Here is a 26,493-nt window from a genome sequence, read left to right on the forward strand (position 1 = left end):
GCGGGGCAATGCTATCATAATTGCAAGATTGGAACATGATGTGAGCCTTATGCAGTATACTTTTAGCCTGACTTTAAATAGTGAAGATGATACACAAAAGCTGGCTCAGGTACTGGCTCAGCATTTTAATTCAGGTGTTGTATATCTGGTCGGAGATTTGGGTGCCGGCAAGACAACACTCAGCCGTTATTTTTTGACAGCATTGGGCCATCAGGGTGCTGTAAAAAGTCCTACCTATACTTTGGTCGAGCCTTATACGATACAAGGTCGTGATGTTTTTCATTTTGATTTATATCGTCTGCATGACCCTTACGAGCTGGAACTGATGGGGATCCGTGATTATCTGGAAATTCCGGATGCGCTGTTTTTATTTGAATGGCCTTCCAAAGGTGGAAGTGAAATTCCGCAAGCTGACCTCATTATTGATATTTTAAAATCAGACGATGACCTGCAACGTCAGGTAAGTATTTCAACTGAATCGGCTGAGCTGTTTAATAAATTACGGGAAAAAATGAATGTCGCATGATGAAAGCGGTTTGCGCCGTATTCATACGCTTGATGCTGCTCTTGCAAACCAGATTGCTGCAGGTGAGGTAATTGAGCGGCCTGCTTCTGTGGTTAAGGAGTTACTAGAAAACTCGATTGATGCTGGTGCTACCGAGCTGATTATCCGGGTCGCCCAAGGTGGCAGTACTCTAATTGAAATTATTGACAACGGACGTGGAATACATCCTGAAGATCTTGCACTGGCAGTGATGCGACATGCAACCAGTAAAATCCAGTCTGCTGAAGACTTATATGCAATAGCCAGCTTGGGGTTTCGGGGTGAAGCCTTGGCTTCAATTGCTGCGGTATCACGCTTGAGTTTATGCAGTAGTCAAGATGACTCAGGTATTGGCTATCAGGTTGAAGTTAATGGTACTGCTTTTGATCACCAGGAGATTCAGGCAGTCGCAGCACAAAAAGGGACGCACATTCGTGTACAGGACTTGTTTTTTAATGTGCCTGCCCGTCGGAAGTTTTTGAAAAAACCGACCACCGAGTTCGGGCATATTGAGGAAATCGTCCGTCGCATGGCGCTTACGCATTTTGATGTGCGTTTCGTTCTTGAACATAATGACAGTATCCGTTTAAACCTGCCAATTGCTGATAGTGGAGAGCTGCGCTCTCAACGTGTCCAGCAGTTGCTGGGTCGCTCATTTACTGAAAATGCTTATTGGATTGATGCGCAAAGTATTAACATGCATCTTTCGGGTTGGCTTGGTCATCCATCTGATGCGCGTCCTCAGGCAGACTTGCAGTATGTCTATGTAAACGGAAGAATTGTAAAAGATAAAACCATCTCACATGCATTACGTATGGCGTATGATGGTATTTTGCATGGCCATCAGCATGCAGGATACTTATTGTTTCTGGAAGTCGACCCAGAAAATGTCGACGTGAATGTTCATCCTACAAAACATGAAATCCGTTTTCTAAATCAACGTGAAGTTCACGAATTTGTGCGGCACTATGCAAAAGAAACCTTATCACAGTTCCAAACTGCAACTGCTGACCTTGCCCAGGCAATGAAAGCTGAATCAGTTATACATACCACGACTGGTTCTTTTAACCCGCAGCCGCGTCACCAGGAACAGTTTCAGTTACATCGTCCGACACAGCCCAAGGCTTCAGCTCTGGGCATAGCAACTCCCCAAACTGAAGTATCTACCGAATTACTGACCGAATTTAAGGCGAGTGCACCGCGTACTGTACAATATGCACCCCAGCGGCCTTATGCCGGCTCTCAGCAGTTAAATAACGCCTTAAGGAGTTATCTGTCACCATTAAGGGAAGAGAGTACTCAAGCGCCTGTTATTCCGGCTGCATCGGTAGTATCGACTCATGTAGATGAGTTTCCATTAGGAATTGCAATTGCTCAACTGCATGGTATTTATATTTTGGCGCAAAATACTGAAGGTTTGATTATTGTTGATATGCATGCAGCCCATGAGCGGATTTTGCTACAGCAAATGAAGTCTGCCTGGGATAAATCTGAGTTCTGGATAGCACAGCAATTACTCATTCCTAAAGTTGTTTCAATTACGCGTATGCAGGCAGCACGTATTGAAGAGTTGAAACCACAACTGGAACGTTTGGGGCTGGATATAGACCAGTATGGAGATGAGCAGGTGATAGTAAGAGGTGTTCCTGCTATTTTACAAAAAGCCGACTTCACTACACTAATACCTGAACTTTTAAATGATCTTGACCCAAGTGATGAAGCGCGCGGTCTTACGCAAAAACGTGACCAGATTCTGGCTGGTATGGCGTGCCATGGAGCAGTACGTGCACATCGGCAACTTAGTCTCTCTGAAATGAATGCATTACTTCGTCAAATGGAACAAACTGAATTTGCCAGCCAGTGTAATCATGGCCGTCCAACTTGGCGTGCGTTTCCTTTAACTCAATTAGATAAATTATTTGCTCGAGGAGAGTAGTTGTACATGTCTAGCGTACTACCCGTCATCAATTTAATGGGCCCAACGGCAAGCGGTAAGACGGCGCTGGCATGTGAGCTGTATGAACAGGGCGGATTTGAACTGATATCTGTTGACTCGGCACTAATTTATAAAGATATGGATATTGGTACAGCCAAACCTACCAAGGAAGAGCAGGTTCTTTATCCGCATCATCTGATCGATATTATTAGCCCACTAGAAGTATATTCAGCTGCACAGTTTGTGGAAGACGTCTGTCCGCTCATTGATGATATACACGCCAGAGAAAAAACACCTATACTGGTAGGTGGAACTATGCTCTACTTTAAAGCTTTACTTGAAGGTCTTTCAACTAATCTACCAAATGCAGATCAGGCTATCCGTAAAACTATTGAGCAAAAGGCTGAATACGAAGGCTGGGAAGCAGTCTATGCTGAACTATGTGAAGTAGATCCTTTAGCGGGACAAAAATTTAGAGTAAGTGATAGACAGCGTATAACTCGTGCACTGGAAGTTTTTTATATCACTGGCCAGCCTATTACAAAACTACAGGCCGAACAGCCAAAAAATTTACCATATCGTTACACATTTCATAATCATGCCCTACTACCTAATCGATTAGAATTGCATGAGCGCATTGAGAAAAGATTAAAAAAAATGTGGGAAATCGGATTTTTAAATGAAGTAGAGATATTGATTAAAAAATACGATTTAAATGAAAACTTGCCCTCAATGCGTAGTGTAGGATACCGCCAAGTAATCGATTTTCTATTAAAAAGTGATAAAACTATTAAAAGTAAACATGAAATGGAGGATAAAACCTTATTTGCAACACGACAACTGGCAAAACGTCAATACACTTGGTTACGCTCTTTGCAAGAATTACACCAATTTAAAACTTACGAGACGCTTAAGCAGGCTCAACAAGACTTGCGAAACTGTTATAGATAAAGCAAAATTTAACTACTGTCTTTTTTATAATTTTTAATTGAAAAATAAAGATAGTTTTTTGCGCTGATTTTAATTTTTTTGGAGTTATAAAATGTCTAAAGGTCAAACTTTACAAGATCCGTTCTTGAATTCTCTCCGTAAAGAACGTATTCCTGTTTCTATCTTCCTTGTTAACGGTATTAAGCTACAAGGTCATATTGAATCTTTTGACCAGTATGTTGTTTTATTGAAGAATACTGTAAGCCAGATGGTTTATAAGCATGCGATTTCTACAGTAGTTCCAGCGCGTAATCCTCGTCCTGCAGGTGCACCTGCAGGGGCTCAAGGAGCTGGCGGCTTTGGTGGCGGTCAAGGCAGTGGCTTTGGTGGCGGTCAAGGTGGTGGCTTTGGTGGCGGTCAGGGCGGTGGCTTTGGCGGCGGTCAAGGCGGCGGCTTTGGTGGACAAGGTGGCTTTGGCGGTCAAGGCGGTGGCTTTGGTGGACAAGGCGGCTTTGGTGGAGGCCATCAAGGTAGCTTTGGCGGCGCTCAAGGTGGCTTTGGTGGCGGTCAAGGCGGTTTTGGCGGCGGTCAATCGACTTCAGGCTTCGATAATGACTCGAAATTTGAAGATAGCCAAGATGACGATACCAATAATCGTTAATTTATAAGTAATAAAAAAAGCTCCTTAAAAAAGGAGCTTTTTTTATTAATCAAACATTGACTTAAAACTTTTAAGTTTAGTTATTAAAAAAGACACTGTTACCAGTGTCTTTTTTTCAGCTTAACTAGGAGTTACTGTCCAGATTAGGTTGTTTGATTTCAACATAAGCATTGGCACGCAGTTCACGTAGCCAGCTATCAAGCTCGGTTTCAAACTGCCGCTCACCCAGAATTTGGCGAGCCATACGTTCTTGGTATTCTTCTGTCATATCCTGCTGACGAGTATCTGTCACCTGTAAAATATGCCATCCAAACTGGGTCTGGAAAGGAGCACTAACCTGGCCGACAGGAGTGCTTTTCATTTTTTCTTCAAACTCAGGCACCATTACACCAGGGCTTACCCAGCCCAAACTACCACCGTCACGTGCTGATCCAGTATCTGTTGAAAAAGTAGAAGCTAATACTGTGAAATCCTCACCAGCTTTAAGACGATTATAAATATTATCAATCATGTGTTTAGCATTTTCTGGACTGACCACTTCAGATGGCTGAATCAAAATATGACGGGTCTGATACTGAGGGACTAATGCTTTTTGTTCACTTGTCTTACGTTCTAATACTTTTAGAACATGCACACCATCACGTGCCGGAATCAGCTCGGTAGTTTGGCCGACAGGTAAGGCACTTACGCGAGCTGCAAGTTCGGCAGGTATGTCTGCTAGGCTGCGAAAGCCCATGTCTACACCTTCTACCTGAACCTTAGCATCTGAATATTGCTTACTGATAGCCTGAATATCATTGCTTGTGTTTAATGCATTTTTTACTTGCTGCGCAATACTTTCAACATTAGCAGTCTGTTTGTCTTTGGGAGTAATCCGGGCATGAATGACATGGACCTGACTACCCAGTGCCGCCTGACCTTGTGGAGATTTCAGGAAATTCTCTACATCTTGGTCGCTGATTTTGATGCGGGACATAACCTGTTGCTGGCGAAGACGATTAATTGCTAAATCTTCAGCAATACGGTTACGTAATGATTCATATGTTCCTGGAGCCATAGCATCAAGCTTTTGCTGAAAGGCTTCTAGGGTTTTTGTGCCGGACTGACTGGCAACCTTCATCACTGCTTCATTTAAACTCTTTTCATCAGGTTTAACGTTATAGCGTCGCACCTGTTCAAGCTGGGCCTGACGCAAAATCAGCTGGTCCAAAGCCTGTTTTTCCAGAAACGCCTGTGGAGGAACTTCACGTTTCTGGGTTTCCAGCTGATGTTTAAGTTCAGCTACGCCTTGTATCAAATCACTTTTTAAGATGACACCATTGTCCACAATCGCAACAACCTCATCTACAGGTTGTGCAAAGCTTTGCATTGATGAAGAAATGACTAAGGCAAGCGCAGTGGCTTTAAAGAATTGTTTAAAATACTTTGTCTTCATTAACGTTGTGTCCAAGATTGATTAATTTTACTAAAACCTAAAACGCGACTTTCAAGTAAAGAGGCCAGTTTATTATTTAGCCCCCCTAATCCCTTGAGGGTGAACTCGGCCATAACAGCGCGTTTCGGTTTAACGCCCGGCTCATTGATGTCATCTAGATCATTATAATAAGAGCGGCCATATACTGACACGCCCCAACAGCAGGATTCATAATTTACACCGAGCAGATATTCGCGTGCTACATCCTGATCAATGTCATATTGCACATGTCCCATAATACGCCAATTGTTATAAACAGGTTGTATAAACGATGCAACCACCTGGTCATAGCTGTCTTGGCGGTTTGGAATATCTTTGCGGTAAAAATAGCCAAGATTGTAAAGATTGCCCTGATTACCGGTGTAGTAAACCTGAAAATCTCGCTGCGAGTTTTCACCATTAGACATCCAGGCTGAATTGGCGCTAATTGTGAAATTCTGGTTCAGTTGGCTACTCAGGCTGAGTACGGGACCTGTACGTTTTTCTTGGTCCAGCTCATCTTCATTATATAAAGTTACTCTGCGGTCTTCAAAGAAGTAGCTTTGTCCTACACTGGCACGCAGTCTTTCCAAACCTATCTGATCCATCAGGCTGTATGTTACGCCCAGAGAAAGAAAATTATTGTCTTCTAAGCGGTCATGTCCATAAAAGCGGTAAGGATTGAACAACTGGTCATAACTGATAGAGGCTGTAGTCGTATCAAAGTTTGGATAATCATTCTGATCTTTATACGGCGCATAAGCATAGAAAAGGCGCGGAGAAATACTTTGCAGGAAAGTTCCTTCTTTTTCAAACAATAGGCCGGTATCAAGTGTAAATTGCGGTACTGCTACACTTTTTGTCAGAGAATCTGCTTCAATACCCCGGTCTTCACGAGAGTCGCGATCATAGAAAGTGTTAATAGAGCGGAAAGATACTTCCGGAATTACAAAAGACCATGGATTGCGGTAGTTGTAACGAACCGCAAATTGATTATAGATACGGGTACCACTACTTTCCAGAACATCTGAATCATCATTAATTGATTTTTTAAAATAGCCGGTATCATTGTTGAATTCATACTGTAGGCCCTGAGGATTTCCCCCGACGTAATTCAGCAGGAATTGAGGAAGTCGAGCGTACGGCCGATCTTCATCCTTAATGTCTTTATCCAGTGTCTGAAAGTCTTCGACCTTAAGTTGAGCTTTCAAGCCTGGAATCTGATTACGATAGTTAATTACCCAGGCGCGGCGCTGGTTCAGATCTGTTTTGCTGTTTGGACTTGAATCCAGGTCGGCGAAATAGTCTTTATCAGAGACATAATTATATTCAAGATTGGTTGACCAATACGGGTTAATGACCCAGTCATGTAAAAAATGAAATTCTTTACGATCTTCATCGTTATATTCTTTGTCAGAAGGAAGATAACCTCCCCAAACACGCCCCTCACCAAAGTTTTCAGTTAAATAGCGGAACTCTCCCTCAGCCATAGGGCCACGATCAGCAAGATAACGTGGTGTAATGGTCGCATCATAATTTGGTGCAAGATTGAGATATACCGGGACAGAGAGCTCTAGTCCACCGTCATTTGAAAAACCGAACTGCGGGTTTAAAATACCAGTTGTACGCCGGTCATCAATTGGGAAATTGAAGTAGGGCACAGCCAGCACAGGTGTATTTTTTACATATAATTTTGTTCCGGTTGTTACCCCGCGCCCGGTCTCCTGATTAAGCTCGATCCGGTCAGCCTGCAGCCTCCAGGCTGGTGCTTCACCTGGTGGGCAGGTGGTATAACTGGCATTACTGAGTATTGCAACTGTAGGGGAGGTTCGTTCAATTTTCTCTGCATGACCATGAGCATGCTGTTGCTCTGCAATATAAAAACTATTGTTCAGGTCGCCCGTCTGTGTTTTGAGGTTATAGTTAATCTGGTCACTTTGTGCTAGCAGCCCACCTTGAGCCAGTTGTACCCGACCTTGTGCATTCGCATAGGTTCGTGTCTGGTCAAGAGTGACTTTGTCTGCACGGATGCTGCGCCCCTCTTGATCAATTACCACATTACCTTCAAGTGTCGAATCACCTTGCGGATTGTAATAGCCATAATCAGCAGTAATCACAGAGGTGACCTTGTCTGGATCAGGTGCGTTATTGTCCGGACTAACTGGTGTAATCCATGTGCCCTGACAAAATGCAGAACTTAAGGCCTGAGTATTTCTTAGTTGTGCCTCAGGTGCACTTTTGTCAACATAATATTGTTCAAAAAACTGTTGCCCTGGGTAAGCTTCATTAATGCTTTCTTTGAGCTGGTTATTGCTTACTGTTGAAAAGGGTTCTGACTGCTCTGCATAACTTGATATGGAGCTACCACATAAAAGGGTCAAAATAGCAGTCGCTAAAGGATTAAATTTAAACTTATGCTTCATTTGTCTCATTAACCAAGTATGCTTTTCGCAATTAATTATTGTGGCATCATAGAGAAAAAGTGCAGAACTAGCTACACTTAATCCTTTAAAAAACTCAGCCTGTTTTAGATTTTATTGCAAATGAATACACAACGTGAACAATTGATACAAACATGGATTACAACTGTACTGAACTCGGATGAGTTTGAGCTTAATTTTTTAGCAGGTGATGCCAGCTTTCGCCGCTATGCACGTATAAAATATCAGAATAAAAGTTATATGCTCATGGATGCGCCGCCAGAAAAAGAAGACTGTGCTCCATTTGTTCATATAGATGAATTTTTTGCTGCTCATGGAGTGCGGGTGCCGCAGATTATGGCAAAAAATCTGGAACAGGGATTTTTACTGCTGGAAGATTTTGGTGATGTACTGCTTTCTACCCTGCTAAATGAAGAGACTGTAGATCAATATTATTTGCAGAGTTTCAAGCAACTGGTACAGCTGCAATCAATTGACGGAAAAGGCCAGTTTTCGCTTTATTCTCAGGAGAAATTACTGTCTGAAATGCAGTTGCTGACAGACTGGATGCTGCCTGCCTTAAGTATTGTACCCTCTCCGCAAGAACAGAAAATTATTGATCAGACATTTAAATTTTTATCTAAAGCTGCTTTAAGTCAGCCACAGGTGATCGTACATCGTGATTTTCATAGCCGTAACTTGATGAAACTTGAAGATGGGCAAGAGCTAGGGATTATCGACTTTCAGGATGCGGTAATTGGTGCAGATACTTATGACCTGGTCTCCATTACCCGTGATGCTTATGTACAGTGGCAACCAGAGCGTGTATATCAATGGTTCAAGACATTTTATGAGCTTTTGCCGGCCAGCACAAAACTGAACCGTACCTTTGAAGACTTTAAGCGTGATGCTGACTTCATGGCAATTCAACGGCACATTAAAATACTAGGTATTTTTGTGCGTCTGTTTGAGCGTGATGGTAAGGCGGGTTACTTAAAAGATCTCCCTCGTGTGATGTGGTATCTGTTAGAAGAAAGTCAGGGCTATACTGAACTTGAAGCGTTTGCGGAATTTATACGTCAGCGTGTGATGCCTGCTTTTACCCAAAAATACGGAATATATGAGGTGGCTGCCTGATGAAAGCAATGATTCTGGCAGCGGGACTGGGTAACCGGATGCGGCCACTCACACTGACCACGCCCAAGCCTTTACTGGAAGTTGGTGGGAAGCCACTTATAGTCTGGCATCTTGAGAAATTACAGCGTATCGGTGTTCGTGATATTGTCATCAATACGGCATGGCTGGGCGAAAAGCTCGTTGATGCTCTAGGTGACGGTTCAGCCTTTGGAGTCAATATCCTCTGGTCACATGAGGATGAAGGACTGGAAACGGCTGGTGGAATTATCAATGCTTTACCTCTGCTGGGTCGTGAGCCGTTTATTCTGGTCAATGGTGATGTCTGGACTACGATGGATTTTGCGCCTTTGCTGCAGACTGAGTTAACTGGACATCTTGCACATTTGGTACTGGTTGACAATCCACCTCAGCACCCTCAGGGTGATTTTATATTATCTCAGGGGCATGCCTATACCTTTGCACAGGCGAAATCTGGTGAGGCACTGACTTATAGTGGTATTGCTGTTCTTTCGCCAGAGCTGTTTGTTGGGCTGGAACCTGGTAAGCGTCCACTTGCCCCGCTATTAAAAGAAGCTATGCAACAGCAACAGGTGAGTGCTGAAAAAATGCAGGGAGTCTGGGTCGATGTGGGTACACCAGAGCGTTTGAATGCTCTAGATCAGCAAATTCAGCAGGGCTTGTATGACCAAATGCATAATCACTAGTCATTAGATACTGTGTCATGAACTAGAAATCGGTATACTTCACTTAATTTTTTTGAGATGTTGCTTGTTTATGCATCCGTTTTTCCAAGAGTTAAAACAGGGCAGTCAGGCCTTGGGGCTAAGTTTGAATGATGAGACTTTAGGTCTGTTGCTGCAGTATCAGGATGCACTGGTACTCTGGAATAAAGCCTATAATCTGACAGCAATCCGTGACCCGAAAGAAATGCTGGTAAAACATTTACTGGACAGTTTAAGCATCTTGAAAGATCTGCCGTCTGGACGTCTGCTGGATATTGGTACCGGAGGTGGCATGCCAGGCATGATTATTGCCTTGTGTCAGCCAGAACGTGAATGTGTATTGCTGGATTCAAATGGCAAAAAAATCCGTTTTCTCAAACAGTTTATTGCTGACCTGAAACTAAAAAATGTGATTGCAGTGCAAACCCGTGTAGAAAATGAAGAAAGTATTCATGAGCTTGGTCAGTTTGATGTGATCACCAGCCGTGCATTTGCGTCACTGACAGATTTTGTGTTGGCTTCAGAACCTTATATGCATGGTGGAAGTGTGATTGCCTCTATGAAAGGGTTAGTTCCACATGAGGAAGTCGCTACTCTTGCAGAAAACTTTTCTTGCCAGATTATTGAACTGCAAGTTCCACGTCTGGATGAACAGCGGCATCTGCTTTTATTAAAACGTATTTAAAAGATTTTTAGGATTGGGGTTAGCATGGCTCAGATTATTGCGATTGCAAACCAGAAAGGTGGCGTAGGAAAAACCACAACTGCCGTCAACCTGGCAGCTTCTCTTGCAGTATTAAAAAAACGTGTATTGCTGATAGACATGGATTCACAGGGCAATGCGACGATGGGTTCTGGCGTGCAGAAAAATGATCTGCTTTATTCAGTTACAGATGTACTGCTGGGTGAAGTACCCATTGAAACGGCAATTACCAAAGCAGAAGTAGGTTATAAAGTTCTTGGGGCCAATCGTGACCTTGCTGGGGTAGAGCTGGCGATCGCTGAACAGCCAGGCCGTGAATATATTTTGCGGGAAGCTTTAAAAGATATTGAAAAGTCTTATGATTATATCATTGTTGATTGTGCACCTAGTCTGAGCTTGATCACCGTTAATGCGCTTGCTGCAGTGCAGGGTGTAGTCATTCCGATGCAGTGTGAGTATTACGCGCTTGAGGGACTGGCAGATCTCACGCAGACAATTGACCGTATTCAGCAGGCGCTTAATCCTGACCTGCAAATTGTGGGTGTATTGCGTACCATGTATGATGCCCGAAATGCCCTGACCCGTGATGTTTCGGCTGAACTGGAACAGTATTTTGGCAAAAAACTCTACGAGACGGTTATTCCACGTAATGTTCGACTGGCTGAAGCACCAGCGCATGGTTTGCCTATCATTTATTTTGAGAAAAGTTCTAAAGGTGCAGTAGCTTATTTGAATCTTGCAGCCGAAATTCTTAAAAAGACCAAGCTAAAAAAAGGAAGTAATGCATGACCACCAAAAAGCGCGGATTGGCCAAAGGCCGTGGTTTAGATGCCTTACTGGGTTCGATTCAAAAAGAGAAGTTGCAGCTAGAAGCTCAATCACTGGATCACGGACAGCTTAAACAGATTGATGTGCATCTGCTTAAGCGGGGTGAATACCAGCCGCGCCGTTTTATTGAGGAAAAAGATCTGCAGGAGCTGGCCGCTTCAATTGAGAAGCATGGGGTGATGCAGCCGATTGTTATACGCCCAGTTGATGATGAAAAGCGTCCCTATGAAATTATTGCAGGAGAACGCCGCTGGCGTGCAGCGCAGCTGGCGGGGCTGACTGAAGTACCGGCAATTGTTCGTGACTTAAATGACCAGGTAGCAATTGCGCTTGCCTTGATTGAAAATATTCAGCGCCAGGATCTGAATCCAATTGACCAAGCAATAGCATTACAGCGTTTTCATGATGAATTCGGTTTAAGCCATCAGGAAATAGCCGAAACAGTAGGCAAGGCCCGTACTACCGTAAGTAACCTGTTGCGTTTGCTGAGCCTGGCTGAGCCAGTAAAAGACTTTATGCAACAAGGTTTGCTGGATATGGGACATGCGCGTGCAATCCTGACCTTAAAATCTAAAGATCAGCTAAAAGCTGCTGATACCGTTATTGAAAAAAGTCTTTCAGTCCGTCAGACCGAGCAACTGGTGCGTGAGTGGAACACACCAAAACAGGAAAAAAATAAAACGTCAATGTCAGCTGATCTTGAGCAGCTCACCCAGCGGCTTTCTGAACGTTTCAGTGCAGATGTCAAAATTGATTACAACAAGCAAGGTAAAGGAAAACTGGTGATCCATTATCATTCGCTTGATGAGCTTGATGGTATCTTGAATATCTGTCTGGCTGATTAACAGTTTAAAAATATAAAAAGATAGTTTGATTTGGGGTATACAGCATGTGGGAACTTGTTAAAGCTGGCGGCTGGCTAATGCTGCCGCTCGTCGTATGTTCTATTTTTACCATAGCTATTACATTGGAGCGCTTTATCCGTTTAAAGCGCTCTCAAGTGATTCCTGTAGAGCTGATTTTACGTCATCCCCAAGATATTGCTCCAGTAATCGACAGGTTAAGCCATGCCCCAAACCTGCAGGCTAGCACTTTGGGGCAGATTCTGCTGGCAGGCTATGCGAGTCGGCAAGAAAGTGAGCAGTTTGCACGTGCCCAGATGGAAGCGAAAGCCTCTCAGGAAATTGGGTATTTGGAAAAGAATATTAATTTTTTGGGTACCTTGAGCGCAGTAGCCCCATTACTTGGGCTGCTGGGTACGGTGCTGGGTATTATTGAATCTTTTCTGGTGATTGACCTAGGTACGACCAGTAACCCGGGTCTTATGATACCGGGTATTTCTAAAGCCCTGATTACCACTGCTGCGGGTATGCTGATTGCTATTCCTGCATTATTTGCTTATCGTTTCTTTCAAAGACTGGTACAGGAATATGTGGCTGAGCTTGAGCAGCAGTCAACATTATTTCATGCAGCATTGTTCTATAGTAGTACGGCTGGTTCAGAGCTGCGAAAAGTCGGCTAAACAGGTCAAATGTCATGAAATTCAAGCGCTCTCAAGTGGAAGATATCCAGATTAACCTGACTCCCATGATCGACTGCCTACTATTTATTCTGGTATTTCTGCTTTTGTCTACGACATTTAATCAGCAAAGCCGTCTTAACCTGACCCTGCCAGATGCACAGGGTGTTCCACCAAAACAATACGATCAAAAAATCGAGGTTATGGTAGACTCTTCCGGCCATTACGCAGTCAATGGACAAGCTTTGTCCAGTAAAGAAGTGGCTGATTTAAGCGCAGCAATCAAGCAGGTTGCTGAAGACCGGCGTGATTTGATGTTTATTATTGCGGCTGATGCCAAGGCCACCCATCAGGATGTAATCCGTGTGATGGATACGGCCGGACAGCTGGGCTTTGTAAATGTCAATATTAGTACCAAGCTCCCTACCCGAGGTTATTAGTGAAGCAAGATTTTAAAGTTTATGCGCGTCTCCTGTCTTATTTAAAGCCTTACTGGGGGGCAGCTTTACTTGTACTCGTCGGTTTTGGTATTAATGCTTCTACAGAGGTATCAGTTGCCAAGCTGCTTGAATATATCATTAATGCCATTCAGCACCAAAACCAGCAGAATTTAAACTGGTTTCCATTTCTGGTTATTATCTTGATTTTTTTCCGTGGATTGGGGCTATTTATTGGCGGCTACTATACAGCCGTCATCTCACGTAGTCTGATTTTTCAGATCCGGCAAGAGGTGTTTGCCAAACTATTGCGTTTACCTGCCCAGTATTATCTGGACAATAACAGTGGCCAGATTACTGCCAAAATCATGTATAACGTGGAGCAACTTACAGCTGCTTCTTCTGAATCTTTAAAAACACTGGTTCAGTACGGTTTTATTACATTAGGCCTAATTGGTTATCTATTATATACCAACTGGCGTTTAACTATCTGTATCTTGATTTTCGCACCGCTGATTGGACTATTGATCCGCAAAGCGGCTAAACGGATGCGCAAGCTTTCCGTGCAGGTGCAAAATACTATGGGTGATATTAACCATGTTGTACAGGAAAGTGTAAATGGCAATGCAGTCGTAAAAGGGTTTGGTGGAGAGACCTTTGAGCAGGAGCGTTTTTATCATCATTCTAATGAAAACCTGAAACGTGGCCTGAAAATGGTCATTGTACAGCAGATGAATAGCCCAATTGTTCAGCTGATCATGGCAATTGCAATGAGTATTATCATCTGGATTGCTTTGCGCCCACAGGTTCTGGGTAATACTTCAGCAGGCGAGTTTGTCGCTTATATTACAGCTGCCGGATTACTGGCTAAGCCGATCAAGTCTCTAACAGATATTAATGAAAAGTTGCAGCGGGGGATGGCTGCTGCCTATTCAGTATTTGAATTACTGGATATGCCTGAAGAAAAAAATACAGGTGATTTAAAACCTGTACTAAAAGGCAATATTGAATTTAATCAGGTAAACCTGACTTATAGTGATGGCTCACAGGCTATTTATGATTTTAGTCTTAATGTAAAAGCTGGTGAGACAGTAGCATTGGTTGGACGTTCTGGTGCAGGTAAAAGTTCTCTGGTGAATTTGCTGGTACGTTTTCAGGAAATCAGTTCCGGAAAAATTTTACTAGATGGCTTCGATATTCAAAAAATCGAACTGACAGCCTTGCGTTCTCAAATCGCAATGGTAAACCAGCAGGTCGTACTATTTAATCGTAGCGTGCGAGACAACATCGCTTACGGTCAGCTACAAGGGGCAAGTGAGGCTGAGATCATTGCAGCTGCAAAAGCAGCCTATGCCCATGATTTTATTATGAGTTTGCCGCAAGGTTATGACACCATTCTAGGTGCACAGGGACTTAATCTTTCAGGTGGTCAGCGTCAACGTATTGCAATTGCCCGTGCTATTTTGAAAAATGCCCCAATTCTGATTCTGGATGAGGCTACCAGTGCACTCGACAATGAGTCTGAGCATTTCATTCAAAAAGCCTTTGATAAGGCTATGCAGGAACGGACCACTATTGTTATTGCACACCGTTTATCTACTATTGAGAATGCAGACCGGATTGTGGTTATGGATAAAGGCCGTATTGTCGAGCAGGGTAACCATCAGGAACTGATGCAAAAGCATGGCGCGTATTATCAGTTGCATCAGCGTAATTTTGAGGAAAACTGATCCATGTCAATGGCCCGGTTGATTCAAGATGCGTGGAATAAGCAGGCTGCTTGGCTGATTATTTTAAGACCATTGGCATGCTTGTATCGTGGAGGATTTTTGATAAACCGCTGGTTCTATCAGGCAGGTTTAAAGAAAGTCTATCACTCACCTGTGCCGGTTATGGTTATTGGCAATATTACCGTGGGCGGTAGTGGAAAGACACCACTGCTGATTCATCTGGTTAAATATTTGCAGAGTAAGCAGGTGCGAGTGGGGGTGATCAGCCGCGGATATGGAGGCAAAGGACCATTTCCAGCACAGGTTTCTGTTCACTCCACACCTGAGCAGGTTGGTGATGAACCTTGCCTGATTGTACAGTCGACCGGTATACCAATGGCAGTAGGCAGCAACCGGCAAGCTAATATTGAACTGTTATTGCAACATCATTCGCTTGATCTGATCATTAGTGATGACGGGCTGCAGCATTGGGCATTGGGCCGGCAAATTGAGTGGATTGTACTGGATAATAACCGTGGCCTGGGCAATGAAAAACTCCTGCCAGAAGGCTACTTACGCGAACCGAAGAGTCGTCTGCAGAAAGCTACTGTAATTGAACATGCTCAGCATCCTCAGTCTGTATTTAATATGCATCTTGAGCCTGGGCAGCCTTATTTGCTTAATCCTGATGCAGGAAAAGAGCAGAGATTTGATGCCACTCTGGAATTTCATGCAGTTGTAGGTATCGGTTTTCCTGAGCGCTTTTATCAGACGCTCGCTTCACTGGGCATTAATCGGATTTATCATCATGCCTACGCAGATCATCATGATTACCAGCTTAAAGATCTGGAATTTGGTGACTTGAAACCGCTGATTACTACTGAAAAAGATGCAGTAAAAATCCGCCAACTTCTAAAGAGTGTTCCAGAATTTAAAAGGCAGATTTGGGTCGTGCCGGTCGATGCGATATTATCTTCTGCTTGTTATGCACTGCTGGAACAACAGCTTGGTCAATATGATATACAGATTTCTTAAGGTCTTTTTATGAAACACATCGTCATCCCTGCACGTTATGCAAGTTCACGTCTGCCAGGTAAACCGCTTCTGGAAATTCATGGACGTCCAATGATTTTACGTGTGGTAGATCAGGCCCGTAAAGTTCAGGGGTTCGATGATTTGTGTGTGGCAACTGATGATGAGCGTATTGCAGAGGTGTGTCGGGACGAAAATGTGGATGTGGTGTTAACCCGTGCAGATCATCCATCAGGTACGGACCGCTTGAGTGAAGTTGCACGGATTAAGGGTTGGGGAAGTGATGATATTATTGTTAATATTCAGGGTGATGAACCTTTATTGCCAGCTCAACTGGTACAACAGGTTGCACAGCTATTAATAGATCAGCCCCAATGTTCAATGTCGACTTTATGTGAGCCGATTCATGAGCTTGATGAGTTTCAGCGTGACAGTATAGTTAAAGTGGTAAAAAGCCTTCATGGAGAGGCTTTGTATTTTAGTCGAGCCACTATTCCTTATGACCGTGATGCTGCCCGGCAGACTATACCGCAGTTACATACACAGGCTTTTCGTCATCTGGGGCTTTATGCGTATCGTGTGAGCCTGCTGCAGGCTTATGTAGGTTGGGATATGGGATTGCTTGAAAAACTGGAAAGTCTAGAGCAACTGCGTGTACTAGAAAATGGCCATCGTATTGCAATTGCTGTTGCCATGGCTAACTTGCCGCCGGGTGTAGATACTCAAGCTGATCTTGACCGGCTAAATGCATTGGATATTTCCTATTTTGAATAACTGCTGGAACAAGTAATATGGAAAATGTTCTTGAGCAATCCCAGATTTATCCTTGGCAGCAGCCTGTATGGGATACACTGACGCGGCGTTTTCCTGACATCGGTCATGGGCTACTGTTTTACGGTAAATCCGGCTGTGGTAAAGAAGCTTTTAGCCGGCATTTTCTCGCCTGGATACTTTGCCAGAATAAACAAGCTCAAGGACCGTGTGGGGAATGTAGTAGTTGCCAGTGGTTAAAATCAGATACACATCCCAACTATGTACATATTTCGACCGATGAAGAAAATAAAAAACAGAATGCTAAAATTCGCATTGAAAAAATACGCGATTTACAGCCTTTCGTACAGCAAACCGGTGAGGGCTGGCGTGTTATAATGATTGAGCCAGCTGAAGCACTCAATATTGCTGCGGCAAATGCATTGCTTAAAACTTTGGAAGAACCGGGGGAGCGCATTGTCATTATTTTACTGGCTGATCATTATTTAAAGTTACCGGCAACTATTCGCAGTCGACTGCAGCACTATGCACTAGATCGAATCAGTACTGAACAGGCAGAACAGTATATCCGTCCCAACTTATCTGACCTGAACCAGCAAAATTTGCAGCTTTTAATGAATCTGTCCAGTGATATGCCTTTACAGGCATTAGAGTTGGCTGATTCTGCATGGTTGCCGAAGCGCCAGGAATTTCTTGAAGATTGGGAAAAACTGGTAGCTCAAAAAAATATGCCGGTATTCTTTGCATCAAAATGGCATAAAGAGCTGACATTTCCTGAATTTATCACTATGTTTGAATACTTGTTGTGTGATCTGATTTGTGTCAAGCTAAATCAAAACCTGAAGAATGTTGATCTTAACCTGAAGCCAGTTGCTGAACATTATTCGCTTGATGTTTTATTCGAAATCTATTCAGATTTGCAAAAATCCAAGCAGCTTACTGAGCAGAATGTACAGGTTAACTTGGTTCTGGATCAACTGTTCATCAGGCTGATGAATGTTTAAGACTTAAGGGGAAAGTCGATGCAACCACGTATGGGTGGTATTATTCAGGTGAATATACCTGACCGGGCAACCTTGCAGGCCAGTTATATGGGTTTTGTTCAGGGTGGTGGTCTGTTTATTCCATCACAACAGCCAGTAAAAATGGGTGAAGAGGTTTTTGTGCTAGCTACTTTGCCTGGACAAGCTCAGAAAGTACCCTTGACTGGCAAAGTCATCTGGATTTCCCGCAAACAGAATGGAATTCGACCTCAAGGTTTCGGAATTCAGCTAAGTGGCGAGAAAGGAATTTATTATAGAAGTGAAGCTGAAAAGCTGCTTGCCGGTAGCCTGACTTCAGATCGTCCGGGTTATACCGTCTAAAACTGTCGATTTTTAAGCTCACTGGTTGTTATAGGAAAAAATTGTGTTTGTAGATACTCATTGTCATTTAACCCTGCTGGACCTGTCGCCTTATGATGGTGATATTGATCTGGCCATTCAGGCGGCAAAAGATGTAGGGGTATCAAAAATGATGAGTATCTCGGTAAATCTGGATGACCACATTGAGCTTTCGCGAATTGCCATCCGTCATCCTGAGTTGGGCTATAGTGTAGGTGTGCATCCTTGTGAAGATGCCACAGTCATGGCGCGTGCTACGACTGAATATCTGGTTGAGCTAGCACAGGCAGAAAAAGCGTGGGCGCTTGGTGAAACCGGTCTCGACTATTTTCACAGTACGGATTTTATTGCTGAACAAAAAGAATGTTTCGCCCGTCATATTCAGGCTTCAAAAATAGTAAAAAAGCCAGTAGTTGTACATACTCGCTCGGCCAAGCAGGATACGGTTGATATTATTCGTGCCGAAGGTTCTGAACATGGAATTCTGCACTGTTTTACAGAAGATTGGGAAACTGCCAAGGCAGTCCTGGATTGTGGTTACTATATTTCTTTCTCGGGTATTGTATCCTTTAAAAATGCTCAGGACTTGCGAGATGTTGCCAAACAGGTCCCCCTTGACCGTATTTTGATTGAAACGGATAGCCCGTATCTGGCACCAGTACCTTATCGAGGTAAATCTAATGAACCAAAATATGTTCCATATGTAGCCAAAGCCTTAAGTGATGTATATGATAAACCGCTTGAGGAGATTGCTTTCATAACAACACAAAATTTTGAAAACCTCCTTAATTCAAAGTAAATACGCATTGAAAAGCAAAAAGAGAGTAATCGGGTGAAGATGGATCGTCAGGCCCAGTTTCGGGCAAGAGAAGCATTAATATTTCAAGTGGCAGAGCAACTCCTGTTAGAAAATGGTGAGTCAGGCATGACACTTGATGCACTGGCGGCAGAACTCGATTTAGCCAAGGGTACTCTATACAAGCATTTTCAAAGTAAGGATGAGCTGTATATTCTGCTCATTATTCGCAATGAGCGGATGTTGCTGGAAATGATTCAGGATACCGAAAAATCTTTTCCTGAACACTTGGCTTTTTTCATGTTGCATCATCTGCATCATCCGGAACGTACCGTACTTTTTCATCAGATTGAAGAGCGGCTTTCGATTACCGGACAGGGAATCCACCATCTTTTTAGTGAGCTTTATCAGGTCCGTAAACAGCGAATGCGTATTATTATACGCATGACCGAAAACTATTTGGAATCCATCGGCAGTATCATGACAGTGCGTGACTATCTCGCTTCGATCTGGTCACTAACACATGGCGCGGCAGCAATTTTAAATTCAAGTTTTTATCAGCGTTATCTGGGGTCGCGTGATACTTTAAGAGTGGCCTATATTGATCAGGCTTTGGCACTGCCCAAGCAGGTTAATGAACAATATGCCTGATATGGAATAATCTAATGATCCGTTCATCTTCATCTGCTCATTATGGTTTTACCTTAATCGAACTGATGGTGGTCATTGTGATCATTGGTATTATGGCATCTCTTGTTGTAATGAATTTGAATGGTATTGATCAGCGTAAAGCAATGCAGGCTAGGGAAGTTTTTTTACTGGACCTGCAGAAAATCAACCGCGAAGCCAATGACCAGGCACGTATACTCGCACTTGAAACGCGCTCAGCTACTGATGTAAATACTTTTGTTTATAACTTGCTCGAATATCAAGCTACGGCTGATATGAAAACTACTACTGGGTTTTTAGCTCCTGCACCAGAAAAATGGCAGAAATATAGTGAGTTTCCTTCTCGACATTTGCCCCCAAATGTCAGCTTTAGTATTCAGCCTCTCGATCATGATTTTCAAAATGCCAGTAATGAAGAGTTATTAGGAAGCCGGGCACCTAAACTGATCTGGCTGGGAAATGGAGAAGTGCGACCTGTACGCATCCAGTTCTATCTGGAGCAAAGGCCGGTAGGTCATGAAATCGAAATTGATTATTTAGGTAAAATTAGTGAAACCTAAAGGCTTTACATTACTTGAAGTTATGGTTGCGCTAGCAATTTTTGCGACAGCAGCAGTTGCCCTGACAAAAGTAGCCATGCAATATACACAAGCCACCTCAAATGCAATTTTAAGGACAAAAGCGCAATTTGTAGGTATGAATGAAATTGCTCTCATGGAAATGAATCAGGCGTGGTTACAGGGAACAGAGTCTAAACAGGTAACATCTCAAGGTGAAACCTGGCAAATTGACAAACAGGCAGCTTCCACCATCAGTCCAAATGTACAGCGTATTGAAGTACAAATTAGTCTGTTTAATACAGAGCAGGGTAAGGTTGAAAATGGAATTGCGACCTTGGTGTTTTTTAATCATCCACTCAAAGAAAATACTTCATGAAATATAAATGGGGTTTTACTCTTGTGGAGCTGTTGGTCGCAATTGCGATTTTTGCAGCACTCTCTGCGCTGGGTTGGAAGGTTTTTGATTATCTGATCAAAGTAAAAGAACGAAATAGTATACATGAGCAAAATCTTGCCCGGTTACAGGAAGCTTATCAGCAAATCTTACGTGACAGCCTGCAACTGATTCCATTAACTGCAAATAATGGAGGAGAGTTGCGTCCTGCACTTGAATTAAACGATCAGCATTTTATTTTTAGTAAAGCTGGTGTAACTGATCCTTTGGGCCAAGGGCTGGGGCCTTATGAGCGGATCGAATATCAATACAGTAGTGCAGATCAGAAACTGTACCGGTTAAAATATCAAAACCTGAATACTTCAACTGCTATTCAGCCCCAGTCAAGTGTGCTTCTTGATCAGGTCGAGCAATACCGGATTAGCGTCTTAAATCCGGCTGAACTGAACAGATGGCCTGAAGGCGTATTAGATCCTGCTTCCCAATCAGAACAGCTTAAAATTCTACCGCGCGGTTTTAAAATCAATCTGACCATAAATGGAACTGAATACGAATGGATTTACAGCCTTTTAAATACAGATGATTTAAAAGAAAAAACAATAAATCCATCTTAAAAGTAAAAAACTGGGGATTACTATGCGGCAGCAACAGGGTATAGCACTTATTACTATTCTGATGATGGTTGCCTTGGCAACCATTCTGGCTGCCACTATTGCCAAGCGGCAAAGTCAGACAGCAGATAACACCGCTTACCTGATGCGACAGGACCAATCTTTACTCTATGCAAAAAGTGCTGAAGCATTTTTCTCTGAAATCCTGCAACAAGACAAAGAAAATGCTGGAGATATTGATCATTTACAGGAAATTTGGGCACAGCCTATGCCCGCCTTTCCCGTAGAAGACGGTTATATTTCAGGTCGTTTAAAAGATGAAAGCGGAAAGTTTAATTTAAATAATTTGGTTAAGGTAGATGGTACGGTTAATCCGGATGCTCAGGCCTGGTTTGAGCGCTTGCTGGTCCGTGTTGGTCTGCCTGCCGAACTAAGCCAGGCAGTGATTGACTGGCAGGACCCTGACGATCTGACTATAGGTGCTATGGGCGCGGAAAGCAGTTATTATCAAGGTTTGAATCAACCTCATCTTACTCCCAATACCCGGTTTTTTAGTATTGAAGAGCTGAAGCAGGTAAGAGGGTTCGAAGGAAAAAAATACCAATTGATAGCGCCTTATGTAAGTGCATTACCAGCAGAGACCAAAATTAATATCAATACAGCACCTGCTTTGGTTCTTGCCAGTATGGATGAGAAGCTTGATCTGAATGCTGTCACAGATGCTTTGCAGCGTAAGCAAAGTAATATGGAATACTTTAATGCCACAGGCGATTTGTGGGGACTTGAGCCATTCGATCAGATAAGTGCTACCAACAAAGCACAAGTAAATCCATTGCTGGATATAAAGTCAGATTTTTTTAAAGCTGAAATTGAAGTACGGCTCTCAGAACGTAAACGGCAGTTCACAACATACTTTAAACGCGATGAAAACCAGATCTATGTATATTTTCGAAGTCTTGCCCCATTTTAGACTGCATGAATTGTGAGCAGTTATAAAAATAGCTGCGAACTACTTTACTTTTGCTTTATAATTAAAAATATTTGCAGTCAATTACCTATTCGGCGCATGTTAATTCGTAAGTTATTTAAGTTTGAAAACGCTCATATCGTGCGAAATTGCACTTCGGATCGCTGTAAGCGTTCAATTCATGGCCATAGCTACAAGGTTGAGTTGTTACTCAAGGCTAACCGGTTGGATCATGGACAGATGGTCTACGACTTCGGCCTGTTGAAAGGGGTGATTAAAGATCTTTTCGACAGTTTTGACCATGCCATCTGTTTTTGGCAAAATGATGACCAGGAATATATTGCAGCGTGCAAAAAATTTAGTGCGCGCTGGATAGCTCTGCCTGTTTCACCCTCTGCTGAACAGTTTTCGCGCATTTTCTTCTTTCTAGCCCAGCAGGTTCTAAATTCAACCGTTACCCAGAACGGGGAAGGTGATGTTGAGGTTTACTCGGTAATTGTGCATGAAACAGATACAGGTTATGCACAGAGTTTTCAGGAAGATATAGAAAATAGGCAAATGGGTTTATTACAGCTTGAACAGATCGAATTTTCTGAACAGGTTCAGCAAGAATGGGCCGATCCGACCATGTATGAAAGATTGAAACAGGGTTTGAAATTTGAAAATCCTGGAGTTGAGCTGCAGGTCAAGCTTTAAAACTTCGGATATTTTATTTTGGATAAGACTTTAAGGAAAAAGGCATGCAGTTAACTGAGCAGCAAGATGAAAAATTGAGTAAGGTTCAGTTAGACGAAAGTTGGAAATATGCCTTGGCAGATTTTTTGCTGGGTGCCAAGATAGAACACTTGCGTAACTTCTTGCGAGAAGAAAAGAAAGCTCAAAAAACAATTTATCCCCCAAACCCGGAAATATTTAAGGCATTAAATATGACTCCACTTGACCAGGTGAAGGTCGTAATTTTGGGGCAGGATCCTTATCATGGGCCTAATCAGGCCAACGGGTTGAGCTTTTCTGTACATCGTGGTGTAGGTTTACCGCCATCATTACGTAATATTTTTCATGAACTGCATACTGATCTGGGTGTGCCTGAGCCTCACCATGGTGATCTGACCAAATGGGCAAAGCAAGGTGTATTACTGCTAAATAGCGTATTGACTGTTGAGGCAGGTCAGCCAACTTCTCATCAAAAGCAGGGCTGGGAAGATTTTACCGATTATGTGATTGATGTGGTAAATGAACAGCGGGAACATGTTGTCTTTATTTTATGGGGTGCATATGCACAGCGTAAAGGACAGCGAATTAATCAAGACAGACATTTGGTCTTGAAAGCTGCTCACCCTTCTCCTTTGGCAGCCAACCGTGGTGGTTTCTTCGGTTGTAAAGTATTCTCCAAAACAAATAATTATTTAACACAACATGGCATTGAGCCTATAGACTGGCAGCTGGACGCATGACAAATTCTCCCTTACTAAATTCTTATCATCCTGACTTGGTCGTTGAAGCCGCGGACAATGGCTGGCGTATAGTACGTTTAAATCGTCCGAAATCCTTGCATGCTCTGGATGAATCTATCGTTTCTGCATTACTGAAGGCTTTTGAAGATTTTCAGCATGATGATCAGGTCAAGGCTATCTGGTTAGATTCAACAACACCGAAAGCCTTTTGTGCAGGTGGAGATGTTCGTAAACTACGTCAATTAGTCATTAATCATGAAGTAGATACAGCGAACCGGTTTTTTGAACAGGAATACGCACTGGATTTACTCATTCATAATTATGCCAAACCAATTCTGGTCTGGGGAGAAGGTTATGTTATGGGAGGTGGGCTGGGCTTGTTTATGGCAGCACCGTTCCGGCTGGTCACTCCCTATTCGCGGTTAGCTATGCCTGAGATTAATATTGGTTTATATCCTGATGTCGGTGCAAGCCGTTTCTTGGCAGATCGGGGTCCGATAGGTTTATTTACCGGTCTGACGGGTTCAATTATGACCTCTGCTGGCGCTTATGGTATCGGTTGGGCAACCCATATCTGTGATGCACAGCGTGATGTAGTATTACAAAAAGTCATCAGTATTGATTGGAATCATTATCCTGCGGGAAGTTTCCGTGCGATTGATGATACCTTAAACAGCCTGCACCGACCGGTGGCCCCAGGCCCATTACAGAATTCACTTGATGTGATTCATAGTGTCTGCCGGGGTATAAATTTTGAACAGGACTATCAGGCTATTATTGGTTTAAGTGATGCTCGTAGTGACTGGTTGCGTCAGGCAAGTGAAAATCTGCAAAAGGGCTCGCCTGCCACAGCGGCACTTACTTGGCTGTTATGGCAATGGGGGCGTCAGGTTCATTCTTGGAACGAAGTATTTGAGCTTGAACTTCAAATTTCCAACTGGAAAATCCGCCATCCTGATTTTGTTGAAGGAGTACGTGCACGACTGGTGGATAAAGATTTGTCACCTGAGTGGAAACAAAATGCCGATTTAAGTCTGCGCAGTATCTTGGGTGATCAACCACCAGTAACCACAAATGAAAGCTGGAACAGACTACTTAAACAATATCAGGTGATTGACTGATATATGCAGCAACATGAATTCGATGATCATTACTGGATGCAGCTTGCCTATGAGCAGGCTGCACTTGCAGCGTCAAAAGGGGAAGTTCCGGTAGGTGCGGTAATTGTAAGTAATAACCAGGTTATTGGTGTAGGACATAATCAGCCAATTTTCAAGCATGACCCAACAGCTCATGCAGAAATACAGGCCCTTCGAGAGGCTTGTCAATTGACACAAAATTATCGACTGCCAGATGATACTACTTTATATGTCACTCTTGAGCCTTGTACAATGTGTGTAGGAGCATTAATCCACGCACGGGTGCAGAGAGTGGTTTTTGGAGCGACTGAGCCTAAAGCCGGATCGCTCGTCAGTGCGCGCCGCTTATTAGAGAGTGGTTATTATAATCATCTATTTCAATTTGAATCAGGCTGTTTACAAGAACAGTGTTCACAACAGCTAAGTGATTTCTTTAAAATGCGGCGTGAACAGAAGCGTCAGCAGAGTAAACTCTGAACTAATCTCCATAAAATAGATACCATCATGGTTTCAGAACTCTTTAAATTATCAATTTTCAATAAAAAACACAGGAAAGAAAATGAATTATATTGAAGTAAAAAAACAGTTTAATGCGCCTGTATCCGAAGTCTTTGAATTGCTCTCCAAGCATTCAACATATAATACAGCATTTGCACCTATACAGGTCGTGCGTAGTAAAGACTCAGCTGATCCGCAGCGTCCGGACGGGGTCGGATCAGTTCGCCGTATGGGATATGGACCAGTCAAACCTCTGCAAGAAGAAATTACACTGCTTGAAGAAAATAAGCGTATTGAATATAAGATTATTAAAAATCCTTTAATCCGACATCATTTAGGCCGAATTGAGTTTGAAGAGCTGGCAGGAGATAAAACTTTAGTGCGCTACCGGATTGAATTGCAGGCAAAGGCACCGTTTGTCAGTAAATTAATACTTGCACAGCTTAAAGGCGCGATTACACTAGGTCTCTCAAAGTTAGCAAAATCAGTTTCTTAATGGAAAATTAATGACAGTTCAAATTATTACTATCGATGGTCCAAGTGGTTCAGGAAAGGGGACATTAGCAGCGAAGCTCGCCGAATATTATGGTTATCATTTACTTGATTCGGGAGCCTTATATCGCCTTTTAGGGCTGTCATTACATAAACGTGACCTGTTTGAAGAATTGGAAAGCAACCTGGCTGGCTGTGCAGATATGGCTGCACAGTTGAATATACGCTTTAAAAGCACTGATCAGGGCACGAAAATCTATTTAGATGATGAAGATGTTACTCAGACTATTCGTACTGAACGGGTTGGAGAATATGCCTCAAAAGTAGCTGCTGTGCCAGAACTGCGCGCAGCCCTGTTTACACGGCAGCGTGATTTTGCACAGCAGCCGGGCCTAGTTGCAGATGGTAGGGATATGGCTACAACTATCTTTCCTGAAGCGCAGGCGAAAATCTATCTGACTGCATCTGCCGAGTCGCGTGCAGAGCGCCGCGTAAAACAGTTGCAGGGTATGGGGCTGGATGTTAAAATAAGCGACATTTTAGCTAATATACAGGCGCGCGACAAAAGAGATATGGAACGTGAAGTTGCTCCTCTTAAGCCTGCACCAGATGCTTATATTATTGATAGCTCAAATTTGAGCATAGATCAAGTGTTTAAGTTGATGGTCAACTATGTCGATGCCCAATTAGCGCACTAAAGAATATCAACAGAAGCATAGCTTGATCAGT

30 protein-coding genes are annotated in these 26,493 nt (G+C 43.0%); 28 read left to right on the forward strand and 2 right to left on the reverse strand.

From position 1 onward, the window contains the following. The first annotated feature begins 49 nt into the window (after nucleotides 1-49). The 4 genes from tsaE to hfq all read left to right on the forward strand — a co-directional run bounded on the left by tsaE (nucleotide 50) and on the right by hfq (nucleotide 4,071). Entirely contained in the window at nucleotides 50-526 is a 477-nt protein-coding gene (gene tsaE, locus N518_RS0107360) for a tRNA (adenosine(37)-N6)-threonylcarbamoyltransferase complex ATPase subunit type 1 TsaE (RefSeq protein ID WP_005025544.1), read from the forward strand. Beyond that, a complete protein-coding gene (gene mutL / locus N518_RS0107365) occupies nucleotides 516-2,480 on the forward strand; it encodes a DNA mismatch repair endonuclease MutL (protein WP_005025546.1) in 1,965 nt (654 codons plus the stop codon). The genes tsaE and mutL overlap by 11 nt, the downstream gene beginning before the upstream one ends. 6 nt (nucleotides 2,481-2,486) lie before the next feature. Then, nucleotides 2,487-3,431: a tRNA (adenosine(37)-N6)-dimethylallyltransferase MiaA gene (gene miaA, locus N518_RS0107370; protein ID WP_005025548.1), complete on the forward strand. Its 945-nt coding sequence runs from the start codon at nucleotides 2,487-2,489 to the stop codon at nucleotides 3,429-3,431. A 91-nt stretch (nucleotides 3,432-3,522) separates the two neighbouring features. After that, nucleotides 3,523-4,071, forward strand: coding sequence for an RNA chaperone Hfq (gene hfq, locus N518_RS0107375; RefSeq protein WP_005025550.1), 549 nt, complete (start codon nucleotides 3,523-3,525; stop codon nucleotides 4,069-4,071). A gap of 124 nt (nucleotides 4,072-4,195) precedes the next feature. Here hfq and N518_RS0107380 read toward each other — a convergent pair whose 3' ends face one another. After that, the gene (locus tag N518_RS0107380) at nucleotides 4,196-5,506 is read right to left on the reverse strand and encodes a peptidylprolyl isomerase (protein WP_005025552.1); all 1,311 of its coding nucleotides are present in this window, start codon (nucleotides 5,504-5,506) and stop codon (nucleotides 4,196-4,198) included. Continuing rightward, the gene (locus tag N518_RS0107385) at nucleotides 5,506-7,947 is read right to left on the reverse strand and encodes an LPS-assembly protein LptD (protein ID WP_010700167.1); all 2,442 of its coding nucleotides are present in this window, start codon (nucleotides 7,945-7,947) and stop codon (nucleotides 5,506-5,508) included. Before N518_RS0107385 ends, N518_RS0107380 begins: the two co-directional genes overlap by 1 nt. A gap of 120 nt (nucleotides 7,948-8,067) precedes the next feature. On the opposite strand from N518_RS0107385, the gene N518_RS0107390 reads away from it, so the two are divergent. The 24 genes from N518_RS0107390 (at nucleotide 8,068) to cmk (ending at nucleotide 26,462) form a co-directional block, all read left to right on the forward strand. Continuing rightward, complete coding sequence (locus N518_RS0107390) at nucleotides 8,068-9,081, forward strand: aminoglycoside phosphotransferase family protein (protein ID WP_005025555.1); 1,014 nt, start codon at nucleotides 8,068-8,070, stop codon at nucleotides 9,079-9,081. Then, the gene (murU, locus tag N518_RS0107395) at nucleotides 9,081-9,785 is read left to right on the forward strand and encodes an N-acetylmuramate alpha-1-phosphate uridylyltransferase MurU (RefSeq protein WP_005014729.1); all 705 of its coding nucleotides are present in this window, start codon (nucleotides 9,081-9,083) and stop codon (nucleotides 9,783-9,785) included. The genes N518_RS0107390 and murU overlap by 1 nt, the downstream gene beginning before the upstream one ends. Before the next feature lie 70 nt (nucleotides 9,786-9,855). After that, nucleotides 9,856-10,488 (forward strand): 16S rRNA (guanine(527)-N(7))-methyltransferase RsmG, encoded by a 633-nt coding sequence (gene rsmG / locus N518_RS0107400; protein ID WP_005014727.1) that lies wholly within the window; start codon nucleotides 9,856-9,858, stop codon nucleotides 10,486-10,488. Between the two features lie 24 nt (nucleotides 10,489-10,512). Continuing rightward, nucleotides 10,513-11,295: a ParA family protein gene (locus tag N518_RS0107405; RefSeq protein WP_005014724.1), complete on the forward strand. Its 783-nt coding sequence runs from the start codon at nucleotides 10,513-10,515 to the stop codon at nucleotides 11,293-11,295. Beyond that, nucleotides 11,292-12,179, forward strand: coding sequence for a ParB/RepB/Spo0J family partition protein (locus tag N518_RS0107410; RefSeq protein WP_005014719.1), 888 nt, complete (start codon nucleotides 11,292-11,294; stop codon nucleotides 12,177-12,179). Before N518_RS0107405 ends, N518_RS0107410 begins: the two co-directional genes overlap by 4 nt. 44 nt (nucleotides 12,180-12,223) lie before the next feature. Further along, nucleotides 12,224-12,856: a MotA/TolQ/ExbB proton channel family protein gene (locus N518_RS0107415; protein WP_005025558.1), complete on the forward strand. Its 633-nt coding sequence runs from the start codon at nucleotides 12,224-12,226 to the stop codon at nucleotides 12,854-12,856. Between the two features lie 14 nt (nucleotides 12,857-12,870). Beyond that, entirely contained in the window at nucleotides 12,871-13,293 is a 423-nt protein-coding gene (locus tag N518_RS0107420) for an ExbD/TolR family protein (protein ID WP_005014717.1), read from the forward strand. Further along, nucleotides 13,293-15,020, forward strand: coding sequence for a lipid A export permease/ATP-binding protein MsbA (msbA, locus tag N518_RS0107425; protein WP_005014715.1), 1,728 nt, complete (start codon nucleotides 13,293-13,295; stop codon nucleotides 15,018-15,020). The genes N518_RS0107420 and msbA overlap by 1 nt, the downstream gene beginning before the upstream one ends. 3 nt (nucleotides 15,021-15,023) lie before the next feature. Further along, a complete protein-coding gene (gene lpxK, locus N518_RS0107430; RefSeq protein WP_005025563.1) occupies nucleotides 15,024-16,034 on the forward strand; it encodes a tetraacyldisaccharide 4'-kinase in 1,011 nt (336 codons plus the stop codon). A 9-nt stretch (nucleotides 16,035-16,043) separates the two neighbouring features. After that, nucleotides 16,044-16,805 carry a 3-deoxy-manno-octulosonate cytidylyltransferase gene (gene kdsB / locus N518_RS0107435; RefSeq protein ID WP_005025565.1) on the forward strand — a complete coding sequence of 254 codons (762 nt, stop codon included), beginning with the start codon at nucleotides 16,044-16,046 and terminating at the stop codon, nucleotides 16,803-16,805. Nucleotides 16,806-16,822: 17 nt separating this feature from the next. After that, nucleotides 16,823-17,806 (forward strand): DNA polymerase III subunit delta' C-terminal domain-containing protein, encoded by a 984-nt coding sequence (locus tag N518_RS0107440; RefSeq protein ID WP_005025569.1) that lies wholly within the window; start codon nucleotides 16,823-16,825, stop codon nucleotides 17,804-17,806. A gap of 18 nt (nucleotides 17,807-17,824) precedes the next feature. Further along, nucleotides 17,825-18,166: a PilZ domain-containing protein gene (locus tag N518_RS0107445; RefSeq protein WP_005014707.1), complete on the forward strand. Its 342-nt coding sequence runs from the start codon at nucleotides 17,825-17,827 to the stop codon at nucleotides 18,164-18,166. A gap of 43 nt (nucleotides 18,167-18,209) precedes the next feature. Then, nucleotides 18,210-18,983 carry a TatD family hydrolase gene (locus N518_RS0107450; protein ID WP_005025571.1) on the forward strand — a complete coding sequence of 258 codons (774 nt, stop codon included), beginning with the start codon at nucleotides 18,210-18,212 and terminating at the stop codon, nucleotides 18,981-18,983. Nucleotides 18,984-19,022: 39 nt separating this feature from the next. Then, nucleotides 19,023-19,631: a TetR/AcrR family transcriptional regulator gene (locus tag N518_RS0107455; RefSeq protein ID WP_005025573.1), complete on the forward strand. Its 609-nt coding sequence runs from the start codon at nucleotides 19,023-19,025 to the stop codon at nucleotides 19,629-19,631. Nucleotides 19,632-19,645: 14 nt separating this feature from the next. Continuing rightward, nucleotides 19,646-20,209 (forward strand): prepilin-type N-terminal cleavage/methylation domain-containing protein, encoded by a 564-nt coding sequence (locus tag N518_RS0107460; protein ID WP_005025574.1) that lies wholly within the window; start codon nucleotides 19,646-19,648, stop codon nucleotides 20,207-20,209. Further along, nucleotides 20,199-20,585 (forward strand): type II secretion system minor pseudopilin GspI, encoded by a 387-nt coding sequence (gene gspI, locus N518_RS0107465; RefSeq protein WP_005025576.1) that lies wholly within the window; start codon nucleotides 20,199-20,201, stop codon nucleotides 20,583-20,585. The genes N518_RS0107460 and gspI overlap by 11 nt, the downstream gene beginning before the upstream one ends. Then, nucleotides 20,582-21,217, forward strand: coding sequence for a type II secretion system minor pseudopilin GspJ (gene gspJ / locus N518_RS0107470; RefSeq protein ID WP_005025578.1), 636 nt, complete (start codon nucleotides 20,582-20,584; stop codon nucleotides 21,215-21,217). Before gspI ends, gspJ begins: the two co-directional genes overlap by 4 nt. 22 nt (nucleotides 21,218-21,239) lie before the next feature. Then, complete coding sequence (gene gspK / locus N518_RS0107475; protein ID WP_005025579.1) at nucleotides 21,240-22,184, forward strand: type II secretion system minor pseudopilin GspK; 945 nt, start codon at nucleotides 21,240-21,242, stop codon at nucleotides 22,182-22,184. Between the two features lie 96 nt (nucleotides 22,185-22,280). Next, the gene (locus N518_RS0107480; RefSeq protein WP_005025581.1) at nucleotides 22,281-22,877 is read left to right on the forward strand and encodes a 6-pyruvoyl trahydropterin synthase family protein; all 597 of its coding nucleotides are present in this window, start codon (nucleotides 22,281-22,283) and stop codon (nucleotides 22,875-22,877) included. 44 nt (nucleotides 22,878-22,921) lie between these two features. Then, complete coding sequence (ung, locus tag N518_RS0107485) at nucleotides 22,922-23,635, forward strand: uracil-DNA glycosylase (RefSeq protein ID WP_005025584.1); 714 nt, start codon at nucleotides 22,922-22,924, stop codon at nucleotides 23,633-23,635. After that, entirely contained in the window at nucleotides 23,632-24,756 is a 1,125-nt protein-coding gene (locus tag N518_RS0107490; RefSeq protein ID WP_005025586.1) for an enoyl-CoA hydratase/isomerase family protein, read from the forward strand. The genes ung and N518_RS0107490 overlap by 4 nt, the downstream gene beginning before the upstream one ends. A gap of 3 nt (nucleotides 24,757-24,759) precedes the next feature. Beyond that, nucleotides 24,760-25,251, forward strand: a complete 492-nt coding sequence (tadA, locus tag N518_RS0107495; RefSeq protein ID WP_005025588.1) for a tRNA adenosine(34) deaminase TadA — start codon at nucleotides 24,760-24,762, stop codon at nucleotides 25,249-25,251. Between the two features lie 82 nt (nucleotides 25,252-25,333). Further along, nucleotides 25,334-25,768, forward strand: a complete 435-nt coding sequence (locus N518_RS0107500; protein ID WP_005025590.1) for an SRPBCC family protein — start codon at nucleotides 25,334-25,336, stop codon at nucleotides 25,766-25,768. 10 nt (nucleotides 25,769-25,778) lie between these two features. After that, the gene (gene cmk / locus N518_RS0107505) at nucleotides 25,779-26,462 is read left to right on the forward strand and encodes a (d)CMP kinase (protein ID WP_005025592.1); all 684 of its coding nucleotides are present in this window, start codon (nucleotides 25,779-25,781) and stop codon (nucleotides 26,460-26,462) included. The last annotated feature ends 31 nt before the right edge of the window (nucleotides 26,463-26,493 follow it).

Source organism: Acinetobacter sp. UNC436CL71CviS28 (assembly GCF_000620525.1).
GTDB classification, from domain to species: Bacteria; Pseudomonadota; Gammaproteobacteria; order Pseudomonadales; family Moraxellaceae; genus Acinetobacter; species Acinetobacter radioresistens.